At 68.5% G+C, this 17,046-nt stretch carries 16 protein-coding genes; 10 read left to right on the forward strand and 6 right to left on the reverse strand.

Features of this window, described 5'->3' with window-relative positions; translation table 11 throughout:
- Positions 1-11: 11 nt before the first annotated feature.
- The 7 genes from ACFWUU_RS22480 to ACFWUU_RS22510 all read left to right on the forward strand — a co-directional run bounded on the left by ACFWUU_RS22480 (position 12) and on the right by ACFWUU_RS22510 (position 6,599).
- Positions 12-773, forward strand: a complete 762-nt coding sequence (locus tag ACFWUU_RS22480) for an ABC transporter permease (protein ID WP_380177835.1) — start codon at positions 12-14, stop codon at positions 771-773.
- Positions 770-2,290 carry an ABC transporter ATP-binding protein gene (locus ACFWUU_RS22485; RefSeq protein ID WP_380177837.1) on the forward strand — a complete coding sequence of 507 codons (1,521 nt, stop codon included), beginning with the start codon at positions 770-772 and terminating at the stop codon, positions 2,288-2,290. The genes ACFWUU_RS22480 and ACFWUU_RS22485 overlap by 4 nt, the downstream gene beginning before the upstream one ends.
- On the forward strand, positions 2,287-3,333 hold the full coding sequence (locus ACFWUU_RS22490) for a pyridoxal-phosphate dependent enzyme (RefSeq protein WP_380177839.1): 1,047 nt from the start codon (positions 2,287-2,289) through the stop codon (positions 3,331-3,333). Before ACFWUU_RS22485 ends, ACFWUU_RS22490 begins: the two co-directional genes overlap by 4 nt.
- A gap of 26 nt (positions 3,334-3,359) precedes the next feature.
- Positions 3,360-4,163, forward strand: coding sequence for a Rossmann-like domain-containing protein (locus tag ACFWUU_RS22495; RefSeq protein WP_380177841.1), 804 nt, complete (start codon positions 3,360-3,362; stop codon positions 4,161-4,163).
- Complete coding sequence (locus ACFWUU_RS22500) at positions 4,160-5,368, forward strand: MFS transporter (RefSeq protein ID WP_380177843.1); 1,209 nt, start codon at positions 4,160-4,162, stop codon at positions 5,366-5,368. Before ACFWUU_RS22495 ends, ACFWUU_RS22500 begins: the two co-directional genes overlap by 4 nt.
- 63 nt (positions 5,369-5,431) lie before the next feature.
- Positions 5,432-6,109 carry a DUF1707 domain-containing protein gene (locus ACFWUU_RS22505; RefSeq protein ID WP_380177845.1) on the forward strand — a complete coding sequence of 226 codons (678 nt, stop codon included), beginning with the start codon at positions 5,432-5,434 and terminating at the stop codon, positions 6,107-6,109.
- A 40-nt stretch (positions 6,110-6,149) separates the two neighbouring features.
- Complete coding sequence (locus ACFWUU_RS22510) at positions 6,150-6,599, forward strand: GNAT family N-acetyltransferase (RefSeq protein ID WP_380177847.1); 450 nt, start codon at positions 6,150-6,152, stop codon at positions 6,597-6,599.
- Here the strand turns inward: ACFWUU_RS22510 and ACFWUU_RS22515 are convergent.
- Complete coding sequence (locus tag ACFWUU_RS22515) at positions 6,583-8,154, reverse strand: dolichyl-phosphate-mannose--protein mannosyltransferase (protein ID WP_380179045.1); 1,572 nt, start codon at positions 8,152-8,154, stop codon at positions 6,583-6,585. The genes ACFWUU_RS22510 and ACFWUU_RS22515 overlap by 17 nt on opposite strands.
- A 195-nt stretch (positions 8,155-8,349) precedes the next feature.
- Here ACFWUU_RS22515 and rsmI point away from each other — a divergent pair, with 195 nt between their 5' ends.
- The 3 genes from rsmI to ACFWUU_RS22530 all read left to right on the forward strand — a co-directional run bounded on the left by rsmI (position 8,350) and on the right by ACFWUU_RS22530 (position 11,792).
- Positions 8,350-9,192 (forward strand): 16S rRNA (cytidine(1402)-2'-O)-methyltransferase, encoded by an 843-nt coding sequence (gene rsmI, locus ACFWUU_RS22520; protein WP_380177849.1) that lies wholly within the window; start codon positions 8,350-8,352, stop codon positions 9,190-9,192.
- 28 nt (positions 9,193-9,220) lie between these two features.
- A complete protein-coding gene (gene metG / locus ACFWUU_RS22525) occupies positions 9,221-10,786 on the forward strand; it encodes a methionine--tRNA ligase (protein ID WP_380177851.1) in 1,566 nt (521 codons plus the stop codon).
- An 88-nt stretch (positions 10,787-10,874) separates the two neighbouring features.
- Positions 10,875-11,792: an NADP-dependent oxidoreductase gene (locus tag ACFWUU_RS22530; RefSeq protein ID WP_380177853.1), complete on the forward strand. Its 918-nt coding sequence runs from the start codon at positions 10,875-10,877 to the stop codon at positions 11,790-11,792.
- Here ACFWUU_RS22530 and ACFWUU_RS22535 read toward each other — a convergent pair.
- From ACFWUU_RS22535 to ACFWUU_RS22555, 5 genes are read right to left on the reverse strand one after another with little or no spacing between them, the layout of a single operon-like run.
- Positions 11,783-12,694, reverse strand: a complete 912-nt coding sequence (locus tag ACFWUU_RS22535) for a phytanoyl-CoA dioxygenase family protein (protein ID WP_380177855.1) — start codon at positions 12,692-12,694, stop codon at positions 11,783-11,785. The genes ACFWUU_RS22530 and ACFWUU_RS22535 overlap by 10 nt on opposite strands.
- Positions 12,691-13,965 carry an ABC transporter substrate-binding protein gene (locus tag ACFWUU_RS22540; RefSeq protein ID WP_380177857.1) on the reverse strand — a complete coding sequence of 425 codons (1,275 nt, stop codon included), beginning with the start codon at positions 13,963-13,965 and terminating at the stop codon, positions 12,691-12,693. The genes ACFWUU_RS22535 and ACFWUU_RS22540 overlap by 4 nt, the downstream gene beginning before the upstream one ends.
- 13 nt (positions 13,966-13,978) lie before the next feature.
- Positions 13,979-14,788: a carbohydrate ABC transporter permease gene (locus ACFWUU_RS22545; RefSeq protein WP_380177859.1), complete on the reverse strand. Its 810-nt coding sequence runs from the start codon at positions 14,786-14,788 to the stop codon at positions 13,979-13,981.
- Positions 14,785-15,699: a carbohydrate ABC transporter permease gene (locus ACFWUU_RS22550; RefSeq protein WP_380177861.1), complete on the reverse strand. Its 915-nt coding sequence runs from the start codon at positions 15,697-15,699 to the stop codon at positions 14,785-14,787. Before ACFWUU_RS22550 ends, ACFWUU_RS22545 begins: the two co-directional genes overlap by 4 nt.
- A complete protein-coding gene (locus ACFWUU_RS22555; protein WP_380177863.1) occupies positions 15,692-17,002 on the reverse strand; it encodes a glycoside hydrolase family 36 protein in 1,311 nt (436 codons plus the stop codon). The genes ACFWUU_RS22550 and ACFWUU_RS22555 overlap by 8 nt, the downstream gene beginning before the upstream one ends.
- Positions 17,003-17,046: the final 44 nt, after the last annotated feature.

Here is a 17,046-nt window from a genome sequence, read left to right on the forward strand (position 1 = left end):
GGTGGATCGCGATGCTGCTGGTTGTTGTGCCGTTGGCGTTCGCGGTCCTCGGGCCGTTCGTGCCCCGCGACCCACGGCCTGGGCTCCCGTACTCGTCCGAGGGGTTGTTGGGGACGGATGGGTTGGGGCGGGATGTGTTCGGGTTGTTGCTGGTGGGTGGGCGGACTGCGTTGGGGATGGCTATTGGCGCGGTGGTGTTGGCGTATGGCGTGGGTGGGTTGATTGGGCTGGTGGCGGCGTCTACGCGGCATCGGTGGTTGGACGAGGGGTTGATGCGGCCGCTGGACGTACTGCTGCCGTTGCCCTCGTTGCTGGTGATCAGTGTGGTTGCGGTCGGGTGGCGGGCGTCGGCGGTGGCGATCATGGTGGCGGTGGCGATGGTCAACGTGCCGACGGTCGCGCGGCTGGTTCGAGCCGCGGCGTTGGATGCGGCGAGTGGGCCGGTGGTTGAGGCGTTGCGGATGCAGCGGGAGTCGTGGTTCGCGATCCAGCTCGGGTACGTCGGACGCTCGGCGCTCGGGCCGGTGGCCGCCGATCTCGGCACCCGGATCACGCTCGCGGTCTTCCTCGTTGCCTCGGTCAACTTCCTCGGCCTCGGGCTGAGCCCGACCGCGCCGGACTGGGCGGTCAGCGTGTCCCGCAATCGCGAAGGCCTCCTGCTCCAGCCGTGGTCGGTACTCGCGCCGGCCATCCTCCTCGTCTCGTTCACCCTCGGCTTCAACCTGCTGGCCGACCGCCTCGTGCACCGGTCGCGTCAGGTGGCGACCGCATGACGTTGGTGCAAGTCGACAAGCTGACGGCTACCGCGGGCTCGGCGATTCTCGTGGACGGTGTCTCGTTCGAGGTCGTCGCCGGTGAGGTGACGGCGCTCGTCGGAGCGTCGGGATCGGGGAAGACGACCTCGGCGCTGGCGTTGCTCGGCGAGCACGGCGACGGCGTACAGCTGAGCGGTCGGGTCGAGGTCGGTGGTGAAGTGGTTGTCGACAGCAACGGGCCTACGGCGGCAAACGTGCGCGGGCGCGGGGTCGCGTACATGCCGCAGCACCCGGGCAGCGCACTCAATCCGGCTCGACGGATCGGTACGACGCTGCGGGAGCTGGCGAAGCTTCACGACGGCGATGTCGAGGAAGCTGTCCGGGCCGCGCAGGTGTCGGGCGATCGCGCGACGCTGAAGAGGTTTCCGCATCAGTTTTCGGGCGGGCAGCGGCAGCGGGTGGCGTTGGCGCAGGCCCTGACGTGTGGGCCGAGGGTGCTGGTGCTCGACGAACCCAGTACCGGGTTGGACTCGATCACCCGCCTGCAACTGGTCCAGGAGCTCCACGAGCTGACCGCGGCTGGTCTGGGTGTGTTGTTGCTCAGTCACGATCTCGAGCTGGTCCGGGCACTAGCGACCCGGGTCGTGGTCCTGGATGCCGGTCGAGTGATCGGCGACGTTCTCCCGCCGTCGCCCGACCGACCCGCCGCGGGAACCTCCACTCCCGGGCAGCCGTTGCTAGAGGCAATGGACCTGTCTGCTTCGCTGCGTCCGCGCGGGCGGGACGTCGTACTGCGTGATGTCGATCTCGACGTCCGCGCCGGCGCCTGTCTCGGCGTCGTCGGCCGCTCCGGCAGCGGCAAGACCACCCTCGCGCGCTGCCTCGCCGGCCTGCACGAGCGCCACACCGGCCGCATCCTCCTCGACGGCGAGCCGCTCCCGGTCCTCCGCAACCGCACCCGCGAGCAGACCCGCCGCGTCCAGTACGTCTGGCAAGAGGTGCGCGGTTCCTTCGACGAACGCCGTCCCGTCGGCCAGCAGGTCGCCCGTACGGCGCAACGCCTGCGCGGACTCGCGCCGGATCAGGCCCACGCCGAAGCCGTCGCCACGCTCGCCCGCCTCGGCGTCGCCGCGATCACCGCGGCCCGCCCGCCGAGCCGACTCTCCGGCGGCGAGCTCCAGCGCGCCGCCCTCGCCCGCGCGGTCCTCGCGAACCCCGACGTACTGATCTGCGACGAGATCACCACCGCCCTCGACGACCACGGCACGGCGCTCGTCCTCGACCTGCTGACCGAGCTGAAGGCCCGCGGTACGGCGCTGATCTGGATCGGTCACGACCTCGGTCTCGTCGCGGCCGTCGCGGATCAGGTCCTCGTCCTCGACGACGGCCGCGTGGTCGAACAAGGTCCGCCCGCGACCCTCACGACCGAACCACACCACGAATTGACCCGCCGGCTGGTAGCAGCCGCGCGGATCGGAAACCCGCACACTCCGCCCGTGCACACAATCGACTCGAGGAGCGAACCGCGCCGATGACGCGACTGCACGACCACCTGGCGGAGGCCATCAAGGACCCCGACCCGATCCGGGTCGGGGACGATCTGATCTGCCTGCGGTTCGAAACCATGAAGGTGTACTCCGCGCTCGGCGCCGTACGCCACCTGCTCGAGACCGGACGGGTACGGCGTGGTGACACGCTGATCGACAGTTCGAGCGGGATCTACGCCCACGCGCTCGCGCTCGCCTGCCACCGGTACGGGATGAACTGCCACATCGTCGGCTCGACCACGGTCGACCGGACCCTGAAGATCCAGCTCGAGATCCTCGGCGCGACCGTCGAGCAGGTGCCGTCCTCGAACAATCTCCAACTCGACCAGAACCTCCGGGTACGCCGGATCGGGGAGATCCTGCGCGACAACCCGACGTACCACTGGATGCAGCAGTATCACGACGACATCCACTACCTCGGGTACCGCGCGGTCGCCGATCTCGTCGCGGAGGTGGTGCCGGACGGACCGCTCTGCCTGGTCGGCGGGGTCGGTACGGGCGCGTCCACCGGCGCGATCGCGGCGTACCTGCGGGAGCGTGGACGGGACGTGAACCTGGTCGGCGTGCAGCCGTTCGGGAGCATCACGTTCGGGGCCGGGCACACGCAGGACCCGGACATGATCATCGCCGGGATCGGCAGCTCGATCGAGTTCCGCAACGTGCGGCACGAGCTGTACGACCGGCTGCACTGGGTCTCGTTCGACTATGCGATGTCGGCGGCGGTGGATCTGCTCCGGACGTCCGGCGTGTTCGCGGGGCTGTCGGCGGGAGCGGCGTACCTGTCGGCGTTGTGGGAGCACAGCTGCGACCGTGGGCGGAAGCACGTCTTCCTGGCCGCGGACACTGGGACGCGGTACGTCGAGTCCGCCTTTGCCCGGCATGCCGAGGCGCGGCCGATGGCGTCGATGCGCCCGCTCGAGATCGACTCGCTGGACGAGCTCTCGGTGCCGTGGTCGGCAATGTCGTGGGACCGCCGCGAGTCGGCACTGGCCCGCCGTGAGGAGTTTCCATCTGCGACGCCGTCGCATTAGTCTCAACCTGTGAGTGGAGCTGCCCGATGACTGTTGCTGACCTGACCGCGGCTGTTCTCGACGGCTCGTACGGCCGTTCGCCCGCAGAGTTCAACATCACCAGCGCCTTCTGGTTGCATCACACCACGCGGTTGCCGGGGGCTGAGGTCACCTATCGCAACTACTACGTGCTCCTCCGCGTGGGCGAGGTCTTCGGCGCCTGCTCGTTCGAGGCCGGGGAGTTGGATCCGTCGTACTGCGCCGACACTTCCGGGCGGACGCTCGCCGACGTACTGTCCTCGGACGACCCGCTCCCGGTGCGGATCGCGGCGCTCGACGCCTATCTGGCCGCGGTCGAGCCGCATCACGTGTCCGCCAGCGCCGAGGAGATCGTCCTCCCGGCCGGTACTCCGGACGTCCGGGCGCGGGCTCGTGATGCCGTCGTGGCCAGTCTTCTCGATGTTGCTGACGGCACCAAAGTCGCGCTGATCGGGGTCGTCAACCCGCTCGTCGACGCGATCACCGACCGCGGCGGCATCTGTCTCCCGTGCGACTTCAACCTCCGCGAGACCGCCTCCGGTCTGGCCGTGTCGCGGGACATGATCGAGGTCGTGGATGCCGCCGACGCGGTTGTCGCCACCGGCATGACCCTGTCCAACGGCAGCTTCGACGTACTCCTCACTCGTTGCCGCGAGCAATCGAAGCCGCTCGCCATCTACGCGCAGACCGGCAGCGCTGTCGCCCGCGCGTTCCTCGGCGACGGCGTGACCGCGTTGTCCGCCGAGCCGTTCCCCTTCTCCCAGTTCAGCTCCCGCCCGAGCAGCCTCTATCGCTACAGGACGGATCTATGAGCACCTCGCAGAAACTGGCCGCCGAAGTCCCCGGCGATCTCCGGATGGCCAGGCGGCTCTGGCCCTTCCTGCTGGCCTCGACGGTGAGTCTGATCCCGTTCACGGTGTTCGGGATGTATCTGGTGCCGATCGCGGACACCGCGGGCGGGAGCGTGGCGGAGATCGGCGGCCTGCGCGGGCTCGGTGGACTGGCGGCGCTGGCGGTCGGGGTCTCGCTGGCGCCGTTGATGGATCGGGTCGCACGGGAGTTGGTGGCCGCGGGTGGGCTCGCGTTGCTGGGGATCTCGGCCGCGTTAGGGGCTGTAGGCAACGTATTCGCGCTGGCGGCGTTCTGCCTGCTGATCGGTGCGTCGACCTCGATCCTGGCGCCGTCGATCGGGGCTGCGGCGGCGGATCGGTTCCGCTCGCCGGCGGCCGCGGGGCGGGCGGCGACGTTGGTGTCCGCAACGACGTCGGCGATGGCGATGCTGGCGGCTCCGGTGCTCGCCGTACCGGGGTTGATCTGGGGTTGGCGGGGCAACCTGCTCGCCGCCTCGGCGATCTCGCTCGCCTTGTCGGCCGCCTTCTTATGGCGCGGCCGTGGGCGCAAGTCGCCCCGGAGCAGGAACGAGCGGGTGAGCTACCTCGCGACGTACCGCGAGTTGGCCCGCGTCCCCGGTGCGCTTCCGCTGCTCGCGGTCGCCATGCTTCGGACCGCCGCGTTCATGGGGTACCTCGCGTATCTCGCCGCGTTCTACGACGACAAGTTCGACCTCGCTCCGGGCTGGTTCGCGCTCGTGTGGTCACTGAGTGGCGCGTCGTTCTTCCTCGGCAATCTCTTCGCCGGGCGTTATCTCGCCACCGATCGCGCGTGGATCAGCCCGGAGAAGCTGCTCCTCGCCGGCATCGTCGTGGCGCTGATCGCGGTCGCGGCGTTCTACTTCTCGCCGACCCTGCCACTCACGCTGCTGCTCACCGCTCTGATGGGCGCGAGCCACGCGACCGTCGCGGCCTGTGTCACCACGCTCCTGGTCCGTCGCAGCGGCGACCTCCGCGGCTCGGCGCTCAGCGTCAACGCGGCCGGCATGAGCCTCGGTACGTTCCTCGGCGCCGCGATCGGCGGCCTGGGCCTCGGCCTCGGCGGCTACCCGGGTACGGCGCTCACCTTCGCCGCAATCACCCTCGTCGCGCTGCTCTGTGCCCTCAGAGTCCAGCGTCAGGAGTAGGGGTCAGGATCGGGGGTTTTCCGGAGTCCGCACCGAGCCCCTCTCGATATATCGTTCCGTCTTATGGAGAATCTGCCCGACCGCCCGCACCCGCACGCGCACCTGCGGGCGTCCGACACCGATCGTGACCAGGTCGTCGACGTACTGCGGGATGCCCTGATGTCGGGGCGGTTGTCGCAGGACGAGCATGCCGAACGCCTCGAGCAGACGTTGCAGGCCAGGACCCTCGGCGAGCTCGAGCCGATCACCCGCGACCTCGTCGTACCGGGTCAGGCCCGGTCGGCGCCGCTGCCGGTGGCGCAGCCGTCGGTCTCCAACAGCCCGGTCCCGATCGAGGAGCCGGCCGACCCGAGCCAGAGCTTCGACACGATGGTGGCGATCTTCGGCGGCGGCGAGCGGACCGGCCGCTGGCGGGTGAAGCGGCGTACGAACGCGTTCGCGGTGTTCGGCGGGCACGATCTGGACATGACCAACGCGGTCTTCGAGGGCCGCGAGGTGACGATCTGGGCGTTCGCGGTGTTCGGCGGGATCGACATCACCGTGCCCGAAGGCGTGACGGTCCGCAACGAGGGCGTCGGGATCTTCGGCGGCTTCGGCGCCCGCGGCAGCGACGACCCGGACCCGAACGCGCCGACCGTCGTGGTGAAGGGCCTCGCGCTGTTCGGCGGCGTCGGCGGCCAGTCCTCGGCCAAGCGGCACGGCAAGAAGAACAAGGGGAAGGGCCACCACGAGCTGCACTAATGCGCGTGCGGTCCGGGGCGTGGCCTCATAGCCTGCGGGCATGAGCGACTTCGTCCCAGCTGACTTCGACGTGCCCCGGGAACTGATCACGCCACGCTTCCGGCTGGAACCGCTCGGGCCGGAGCACAACGTCCCGGATCATGCCGCGTGGACGAGCAGCATCGAGCACATCCGTGCGACTCCGGGGTTCGGTGGCAGCTGGCCGCCGGTCGACGGGATGACGCTCGAGTCGAATCTCGCGGATCTGGAGCGGCACGCGGAGGACTTCGTTCAGCGGCGTGGCTTCACCTTCACGGTGATCGACACAGACGTGATCGGGTGCGTCTACATCTATCCGTCGCGCAAGGATCCGGGAGTCACCGACGTACGGTCGTGGGTGACCGCTGGCCGCGCCGAGCTGGACGTTCCGTTGTACGAGGCAGTCTCCGGTTGGCTGGCCGAGGACTGGCCGTTCACGAACGTCGACTACGCGGCTAGATCCAGGACTTGAACCACATCCGGTTGAGCCAGTCCGGATGGGGGAGGACCTTGTCGGTCAGGATCGGCCAGATGTAGGCGAAGTTCAGCACCACGAGTACGACGAACGCGCCGACCACCGCGCTGCCGATCAGCCGGCGCGGTGACGCCGTACTCATCGCACTGGCCGCCGAACCGATCGCCGCGCGTGCCGGGCCGAGGATCTTGCCGAGGACCAGGGCCACTGCCATCACGGTGAACGGGATCATCGTGACGGCGTAGAAGAAGAAGATCGGTCTGTCGTCGAACGCGAACCACGGCACCCAGCAGGTGACGAACCCGACGATCGGTACGCCGTACCGCCAGTCCCGCGAGCCGATCCAGAACACCAGCGCCGCGATCAGGGCGAGTGCGCCGCCCCACCACAGCAGCGGCGTACCGAGGGCAGAGATCACCTGCAGGCAGTTGGTCCCGGCGGGGGCGTTGCAGCCCGGCGTACCGGGTTTGATGTCGTTGACCGCGTCGAAGCCGATCGGGCGGGCGATGATCGGCCAGCCGGCCGGGTTCGACTGGTACGGGTGGGTGGCGTGCTTGATGTAGTCGCCGGTGTGGAACGCGAGCACTTCCTTGTGGTACTCGAGCAGTGACCGGAAGTCGTCGGGCACGACCTTCATCACGCCGTGTGCCGGATTGCTCGCCGCCCAGTTGTGGTCGTAGGCGTTGTCGTGCAGCAGCCAGCCGGTCCAGGTCGCGAGGTAGGTGACGCCGGCGACCAGCACGAGGCTGACGAACGCCGGGATGCCGTCGACGAGCGCCGACTTCACGAACGCGAACCGTACGCCGAGCGCGCGGCGGGCGCCGAAGTCCCAGGCGAAGGCGAGTACGCCGAACGCGGCGAGCGTCCAGACGGCCGACCATTTCGTGCCGAGCGCGAGGCCGAAGCAGATGCCGGCGGCGATGCGCCACGGGCGGATGAGCAGCCAGCGGCCGATCGTACGACGTTCGCCGTCGGAGGTCGGGGTGTCGAGGGAGTCTGCGTGCCGGCGGCGGGTCCAGTCGCGGTCCGCGACCAGGCAGGAGACCGCTGCGACCAGCCAGAACGCGAGGAAGATGTCGAGCAGCGCGACCCGGGACATCACGAAATGCAGGCCGTCGACCGCGAGCAGCAGGCCGGCGATCGAGCCGATCAGGGTCGAGCGGGTCATCCGGCGTACGGTCCGGATCACCAGGAGGACGGTCAGGGTGCCGAACAGGGCCGGCATGAACCGCCAGCCGAACGTGTTCATCCCGAACAGCTGCTCACCGGCCGCGATCATCCACTTGCCGACCTCGGGGTGCACGGTCAGGCTCGGGGTCGGCTTGAAGACGTCCAGGTTGCCGCTCAGGATCGCCTTGTCGGCGGCGCCCTCGGGCTGGTCGATGAACTGGCGCGCGTACCCGAACTTGAGCAGGCTGAACGCGTCCTTGGCGTAGTACGTCTCGTCGAAGACGAACTTCACCGGCGTACTGAGATGCCAGAACCGCAGGATGCCCGCCATCAGCGTGATCGCCAGCGTGGCGATCCAGCCACCGTCGAAGTCCCGCGGCATGGCCGGGTACAGGCGCTCCTTGAGCGGCGGCAACCGTCTCCCGAGCACGTCCCGCCCGAGCGTCTCCAGCCCCTCGCCGACGTCGCTACGCCGCGCAGTCCCATCCTCGATCACAGCAGCCACGCCCGCCATCGTACGGACGCCCCGGTACCACCGCCTCCCGGAGTCTGTCCGGCGGGCTGGGATGATGGCCCGATGACCGGGCGATTGGTGCTGGCGGGGACTCCTATTGGGGATGTTTCTGATGCTTCGGCGCGGTTGGGGCGGGTTTTGGTGGGGGCGGATGTGGTGGCGGCGGAGGATACGCGGCGGTTGCGGCGGTTGACTTCGGAGTTGGGGATTCAGCTGGGTGGGCGGGTCGTCAGTTACTTCGAGGGGAACGAGCGGGAGCGGACGCCGGAGTTGCTCCAGGCGTTGGTCGACGGGCAGACCGTGGTGGTGGTGACCGACGCGGGGATGCCCAGCGTGTCGGATCCGGGGTACCGGCTGGTGGCGGCGGCGATCGAGGCGGACGTGCCGGTGACGGCTGTGCCGGGGCCCTCGGCGGTGTTGACGGCGTTGGCGTTGAGCGGGTTGCCGGTGGATCGGTTCACGTTCGAGGGGTTTCTGCCGCGGAAGCCGGGGGAGCGGGGGCGGCGGCTCGGGGAGCTGGCGGAGGAGCCGCGGACGATGGTGTTCTTCGAGGCGCCGCACCGGTTGACCGCGTCCCTGGAGGCAATGGCCGAGGCGTTCGGCGCGGATCGGCGTACGGCGGTGTGCCGGGAGCTGACCAAGACGTATGAAGAGGTCAAACGCGGCCCGCTCGACGAGCTCGTGACCTGGTCGAAGGACGGCGTCCGCGGGGAGATCACGATCGTGGTCGCCGGCGCCGACCCGCACAAGATCGTCACCGCGGAGGACCTGGCCCGCGAGGTGGCCAAGGACGAGGAAGCGGGTACGCACCGCAAACAAGCGATCGCTGATGTCGCGAAGCGCTTCAACGTCCCGAAACGGACCGTGTACGACGCCGTACTGGCCGCGCGAGACCCTGGTAAATAGCATTCGCGCGCCCCACTACGCTTGAGACATGTCCGAGAAGGCCTATTACGTCACCACCCCGATCTACTACGTCACGGCCCCGCCGCACATCGGCAGCGCCTACACGACGGTGGCCGGGGACGTCCTGACGCGCTGGCACGCGCAGCGCGGCGAGCGCAAGTGGTACCTGACCGGTACCGACGAGCACGGCGAGAAGGTGATGCGCAGCGCCGAGGCGCAGGGCATGACGCCGCAGGCCTGGACGGACAAGCTGGTCGAGGAGGCCTGGAAGCCGGCCTGGGTGGACGTCGACATCGCGTACGACGACTTCATCCGGACCACCGAGCAGCGCCACACCGAGCGGGTCCGCGAGTTCTGGCAGACGCTGTACGACAAGGGCGACGTCTACAAGGGCGAGTACGAGGGCCTGTACTGCGTCGGCTGCGAGGAGTTCAAGCTCCCCGCGGACATCCGGACCGACGAGGACGGCACCCAGCGGTGCATGATCCACGGCACCGAGCTGGAGACGGTCTCGGAGACCAACTACTTCTTCCGGCTCTCGGCGTACGCCGACAAGCTGCTCGAGCTGTACGACGAGCAGCCGGACTTCGTCGCGCCCGCCAGCGCCCGCAATGAGGTGATCGCGTTCGTCAAGCAGGGCCTGCAGGACCTGTCGATCACGCGGTCGACCTTCGACTGGGGCATCCCGGTGCCGTGGGACGAGGACCACGTTCTGTACGTCTGGATCGACGCGCTGCTCAACTACGTGACGGCGGCGGGCTACGGCACCGACCCGAAGCGGTTCGAGGAGCTGTGGCCGGTCGACGTCCACTTGGTCGGCAAGGACATCCTCAGGTTCCACGCGGTGATCTGGCCGGCCATGCTGATGGCTGCCGGTGTCGCCGTACCGCGGCAGGTGTTCGCGCACGGTTGGCTGCTGGTCGGCGGCGAGAAGATGAGCAAGTCGAAGCTGACCGCGATCGCGCCGCACGAGATCACCGACCACTTCGGCTCGGACGCGTTCCGGTACTACTTCCTGCGGACGATCCAGTTCGGCTCGGACGGCTCGTTCTCGTGGGAGCACCTGAGCGCGGTCTACACCTCCGAGCTTGCGAACGGCCTGGGCAACCTGGCCAGCCGGATCGCGGCCATGGTCGGCAAGTACTTCGACGGCGCGCTGCCGGAGCCGACCGACCACGGACCGGCCGAGCAGGCGCTGGCTGACAAGCTCGCGCAGACCGTGGCGACCGCGGACAAGGCGCTGGACACGCTCGCGTTCCAGGACGCGCTCGCTGCGATCAACGAGCTCGTTGGCGCGGTCAACGGATACGTCACCGAGCAGGAGCCGTGGAAGGTCGCGAAGGACGAGTCGAAGCAGGACCGGCTCGCCACGATCCTGTACTCCGCGGCCGAGACGCTGCGCGCGGTCGCCGTACTGCACAACCCGACCATGCCGAAGTCGTCCGCGAAGCTGTGGGAGCTGCTCGGCGCCGAGGAGAAGCTGGGCGCGCTGAAAGACCAGCGCGTGCAGGACGCCGGCACCTGGGGTCAGCTGCCGCCGGGTTCGACGCTGACCAAGGGTGAGCCGCTCTTCCCGCGGCTCGAAGAGAGCTAACTGCAACAAACTCGCGCCGCCGTCCGGGAATGCCGGGCGGCGGCGCAGCCTTTTCTTGTAGCAACAACCAATTCGAGGAGGCTGTGGCATGCGGGCTGTGGTGTTCGAGGAGTACGGCGATCCCGAGGTACTCGAGGTGCAGGATGTGCCGGAGCCGCACGCAGGCCCCGGGCAGGTGCGGATCAAGGTGCACGCGGCCGGCGTGAACCCGTACGACACGAAGATCCGGCGCGGCTTCACGAAGGACTTCGCACCGGCGAAATTCCCCGCGATCCCGGGGTTCGAGGTCGCCGGCGTGGTGGACGAGGCCGGTGACGGCGCGGCCTTCGCGGTCGGCGACGAGGTCGTCGGCTGGTCGGCCGGCGGTTCGTACGCCGAGTACGCGCTCGGCGGCAACATCACCCGCAAGCCGGCCGGTCTCGGCTGGGAGCAGGCCGTCGGCGTACCGGTTGCCGGCGAGACCGCGCAGCGGGTGCTCGACCTGCTCGAGGTGAAGCCCGGCGAGACGATCCTGATCCATGGCGCCGCGGGCGCGGTCGGCTCGGTCGCCGTCCAGCTCGCGAAGGCTGCCGGTCTGACCGTGATCGGTACGGCGTCCGAGGCGAACCACGAGTACTTGACGTCGATCGGCGCGATCCCGGTGCTGTACGGCGAGGGCCTGCTCGAGCGGGTCCGCGAAGCCGCTCCGCAGGGCGTCGACGCGGTGTTCGACACGGCAGGCAAGGGCGGTCTCGAGGAGTCGATCGAGCTCCGCGGCGGCACCGACCGGATCGTCACCATCGCCGACTTCGCCGCGGCCGAGCTCGGCATCCAGACGTCCGGGGGCGGCACCGGCTCCCCCGAGGAGGTCCGGGTCGCCCTCGACGCGCAGCTGCAGGCGGCTGCCGACGGCAAGCTCACGATCCGGATCGCCGAGAGCTTCGCCCTGGCGGACGCGGACAAGGCCCAGGCGCTGAGCGAGTCGGGCCACGCCCGCGGCAAGGTCGTCGTACTGCCTCAGGCGTAGCTGAACCTGGACGTCGGCGTAGGTACGTCGTCCACGCGCGGGTCCCAGCGATCGACGAAGTTCACCCCGGCCGGGACCTCGACGGATTCCGTCGAGGTCCAGCCGCGGGTGAGGGTCGGGAAGTCCGGCACCTCCGGGTGGTAGTGCGGCTTCCCGGTGCCGAGCAGATCCCTCGCCATCGGTGCGCTCAGTGCCTGATACCGGAAGTCGGCCGACAGCCGCAGCCGCTTCGTCCGGTTCGGCATCGCGCCGTGGACGGTCAGGCTCCCGAACAGGAGTACGTCGCCCGGCTGGTACGACGTCGTACGCCACTCCGGGTGGTTCTCGTCGGCCTCGGCCCGCATCATCCCCGGCCCGTCGGACGCCTTCACCGGGAGTACTCCGAGCCGCGGTGACCCGGCGTACACCCGCAGCCCACCGATCTCCGGCGGCGCCGCGCTCAACGGGAGCCACGTCGTGAGCGTGTCGACGCAGCCCTGGATGAACCGGTAGTCCTGATGGATCGGCGTCGGATTCGCCCCCGGCGACGGCGGCGCGATCCGGCAGATATGCGCCGGATGCGCGAACGCCTCCTCACCGAGCAACCGGCCGGCCAACCCGATCAACTCCGGCCGTACGGCGAGCTGGTGGAACGCCTGCGTGCTCTGGATCGCCGTATAGGCACCGAAGAACCCGGCCGACCCCTCCTCGACGGCCCGTCTCGACGCCACCAGCTCCCGCGGATCAGCGTTCCGGTCCAGCCAGTCACTGTCGTACAAGATCCGCGCCAGCTGTTCGTGCACGTCGGTCACCACGTCAACAGGCAACAACCCGCGGAAGAACAAGTAGCCGTCGGAGGCCAGCCGTGTCTGCAGAGCGGCGGCGTCCGACACCAGGTCGTGGGAGTCGGTCAGCTCTTTCACTTGTCATTCCCAATCTTGTCCATGGCTGTGGCGATGTCCTGAACGGGCGTCTTGTCGAGGAAGAGGTCGTTGGCGGCCTTGTTGATCTCGGTGCTCTTCGACGTCCAGCCGTCCGCGATCGGGAGGTTGACCGTGCTGCCGGCCGCCGAGTCGAGGAACGGCTTGACGTCGATGTCCTTCTTCTTCCAGAACGCCTGGTACCCGGCGCCCGCGTCGGTCAACGCCGGGATGATGTACCCCGCGTCGCCCATCAACCGCTGCGCCTTCTCCGAGCCGAGGAACGCGACCAGCTTGCCGGCCTCGTCCGGGTGCTTGGTCTTCGCGAACATCGTCTCGGCGAGGCCGTTGATCACCACCGTCCGCCCGGCCGGTCCGGCCGGCATCGCGGCGACGCCGATCGGGAACTTCACCTCGGGCAGCGCGAACGGGAGCAGCGCGTTGTTCGCCGGGAACATCGCGACCTCGCCCCGGTAGAACATCTCGGTCGCCTGCCCGGTCGGCGGGTTGGTCCGGGTGCCGTCCGGCGACACCTTCCACTTGAAGATCAGGTCACGGGCGAACTGCAGCGCCTCGACCGACTTCTGCCCGGCGAAGTCGAACGTGCCGTACGGCTTGTCCATCGCGTGGCCGCCGTTCGAGGCGATCCAGTTCAGCCACTGGGTCTGGTTGTGGTTCCACGAGCAGAACCCCCACTGCTTGGTGCCGACGGTCAGCTTGCGGGCGACCTCGAGGAAGCTGCCCGAACCGTCCGGCGCCCAGGTCAGCTCGGCCGGCATCGTCACGCCGGCCTTCTTGAACAGGTCCTTGTTGTACAGCAGCCCGACGATGCCCATGTCCTTCGGCATCCCCAGCTGCTTGTCCTCGAACTTGTACGACTGCACGACGTTCTCGTTGTACGCGTCGAGCTTGAGCCCGGCCTTCGAGATCAGGTCGTCGAGCGGCGCCAGTACACCCTTGCCGGCGAAGTCCGGGAAGTAGTCGACGGTCAGCCAGAACACGTCCGGCGCCTTGCCGCTGGCGAGTTCGGTGGTGAGCTTTGTCCAGTACTGGTCCCATGGCAGGACCTCCATCCGGACGGTGATGTCCGGGTTCTCCTTGGTGAACTCCGCGAACACCGCCTTGTAGCCGACCTCCTGCTGTTCGTCCCACAACCGGTACACGAGCTCGACCTTGCCGCCACCACTCGAGCCGGCGTCGTTCGACGAGCCGCACCCGGCCAGCGCGAGCACACTGCCGGCGCCGATCAGAAAAGTCCTCCTGGACAAAGACATGAGAGCCTCCGAACTACTTGAGCCCGGTAACAGCGACCGAGCGGACGATGAAGCGCTGGAACACGATGAACAGCACGAGCAGCGGCGCCAGCGCGATCAGGCTGCCGGCCATCACGGCGTTGTAATCGACGCCGATCTCCCCCTTGAACAAGGCGATCCCGACCGACAGCAACCGCTTGTCCTCGCTGCTGGTGATGATCAGCGGCCAGAGGAAGCTGTTCCAGTTGGCGACCACGGCGAGCGTGGTGACGGTGACCAGGATCGGTTTCGACAACGGCAGCACGATCGACACCAGCGTCCGGACCCGCCCGGCGCCGTCGATCCGGGCGGCGTCCTCGAGATCCGCGGGAATGCTGCGGAAGAACTGGCGGAGCAGGAAGATCGCGTACGGCGTACCGAGCATCGTCGGCAGCATCAGACCGGCCCAGGTGTCGACCAGGCCGAGCTTCTGCATCATCAGGTACAGCGGGATCATCGTGACCACCGGGGGCACCATCAATGTCGACAGATAGACCCAGAACAACGCGTCCCGGCCCGGGAACGACAGCCGCGCGAACGCATATGCCGCGAGCACCGCGAACACGACCTGGCCGAGAGTGATCCCGGCCGTGACGAGCGTCGTGTTGACCAGGTAGCCACCGAAGCCGGAGGCGAACAACCGGTGGAACGCGGCCGTGCTGGGCGGTACGCCGGGCTCCCACGGCATCGTCTCCGACAGTTGCCCCGGGCCCTTGAACGCGGTCAGCACGGTCAGGAAGTACGGGAAGATCGCGAGTACGCAGCCGGCCACCAGGACGGCGTACACGAAGATGCGCAGTTTCATCCGGACACCTCGTAGGTCGTACGGCGTTCGAAGTACACGAACTGGGAGATCGTCGCGATCAGCACCACCGCGAACAGCAGCACCGAGATCGTCGAGGCGTAGCCGAAGTCGAACTTCTTGAACGCCTCGTCGTAGATCAGGTACGTCGTCACCTCGGTGCTGTCGCCGGGTCCGCCCTCGGTCATCACGAAGATCGTGTCGAAGGCCTGGAACGAGCCGATCACGTTGGTGATCAGCACGAACAGCATCGTCGGCCGCAGCAGCGGAAGCGTGATCGAGAAGAAGTGCGCGACCGGCGAGGCACCGTCCAGCGACGATGCCTCGCGCAGCGACGGCGGGATGTTCTGCAGACCGGCCAGGAAGAACAGCATGTTGTACCCGGCGAACTGCCAGATGTGAACGGCGGCGACGCTCGGCATCGCGAGGACCGGCGACGACAGCCAGGCCGGGCCGTGGACGCCGAACAGCCCGAGGAACTGGTTCAGCGCGCCGCGGCCGGGGTCGAAGATCCAGCTCCAGACCAGGCCGAGGGCAACGGGTGTCGCCATCCACGGGATCACCAGCAGCGCGCGGAAGTACTTCATCCCGCGCAGCTTGCGATCGACCAGGAGCGCGAGGAGCAGCGAGAGGATCGTCGTACCGGGCACGCAGATCAGGACGTAGTACAGCGTGACCAGGAGTGAATGCCAGACGTCGGAGTCGGTGAACAGCTTGCGGTAGTTGGCGAGCCCAATGAATTCCGGTGTCGACAGCAACTTCCAGTCGAACAGGCTGAGCACGAGCACGATCACCACGGGCGCGAGTAGGAACCCGAGTACGCCGACCAGACTCGGCGCGAGCAGCGCGTACGCCGCTGCCGTCTGCCGGGCCTGTCCGATGCGGTGCCGACGGCGGGGCGCGGGCCTAAGCATCGGGATCCTTCAGCGGGTGGGGCCGCGGCGAACTCGGGACGAGCAGCTCGCGGGTGCGATCCAGCCCCCAGCGATCGAGCTCGCCGATGGGATCACTCGACATCCGCAGCCCCGGGCCCTCCGCGATGTGGTGCGCCCAGATCTCCCGCTCCTGGACGTCCGGCCGCACGATCAGGCAGTCGGAGTCGTTGGCCCACCACCGGCCGTGCAGGAACTCGCGCGCCACCGACGTGGAACGGGCGCCGCGCTGACCCGGCTGACTGATGTCGCCGGACGGTGGGTCGACCAACGGATCGGTGTCCGGCGAGATCCGCATGCAGTCGACCAGTCCGAGACTCGGCAGGATCGGTGCCCCGCAACCGTGCAGGATCCGGTTCGGTCCGACGGCCTCGCGCAGCAGTCGCATCCCGTGCCGGTACGCCGCGATGCCGTCGAGCTGCTCGTGCCGCGGCCCGTCGATCGCACCGGCGTACACGAAGTCGAGCTTGAAATGGTCGTACCCCTGCCGGCACAGCTCCGTGAAGACGTCCTGGATGTGCCGTGCGGCGCCGGGATGCGTGACGTCGAGGACTAGTTGCTCCTGGCCCCAGTTCGTACCGGCGTTGATCCCGGGGACCAGCCACTCGGGATGCTTGCGCGCTGTCTCGCTGCCGGCGGCAACCAAGAACGGGGCGACCCAGATGCCGGCGCGGCGTCCGCTGGACCGGATGTCGGCGGCGAGCCGGACGGTCGAGCCGAAGTCGTCGCGCGGCGTCAGCCAGTCACCGATCGCGGCCTGGTACCCCTCGTCGAGCAGGACCAGGTCGACGCTGAGCTCGTGCTGGTCGAACTGGCGGACCTCGGTCATCACGTCGCGTTCGGTGACCTTGCCCCAGTACGCGTACCAGCTGCACCACGACGGACCGAAGACCCGGATCGGTGGTGACCCCAAGGATTCGGCCCAGTCCGCGAGCGCCTGGTTGGGGTTGGTGTGCGTGCCTGTGGTGACTTGAACCTCGCCGTCGGCCGAGATCACCAGGCGGTTGCCGTGGACCTCGGCGCGGATCGACGGGACCGCGTCGGGCGTGATCGCGGCAACTGTCGTGACCTCGCCGGCGGTCGCGACCGCGAGCAGGCCCTCGCCCTGGAACTGGCCGGCGTCGACGCCCGGGCGGTACGCCATCACGTGATGGTTCGGCGCGGTCGGCCGTGGCGGTGAGGCGTCGAGCCGGTACCAGCCGCTCGGGCTCCAGGACTGCCAGCCGTGCTCGAAGACCAGCGTGGACGCGTCGTACTCGAGCTCGGCGACGGGGGCGAAGGGCACGGATTCACTCGATTCTCCGGGTGCAGGATCTTGCTAATCTTGGA

The organism is Kribbella sp. NPDC058693, from assembly GCF_042715335.1.
Taxonomy (GTDB): Bacteria; Actinomycetota; Actinomycetes; order Propionibacteriales; family Kribbellaceae; genus Kribbella; species Kribbella jiaozuonensis.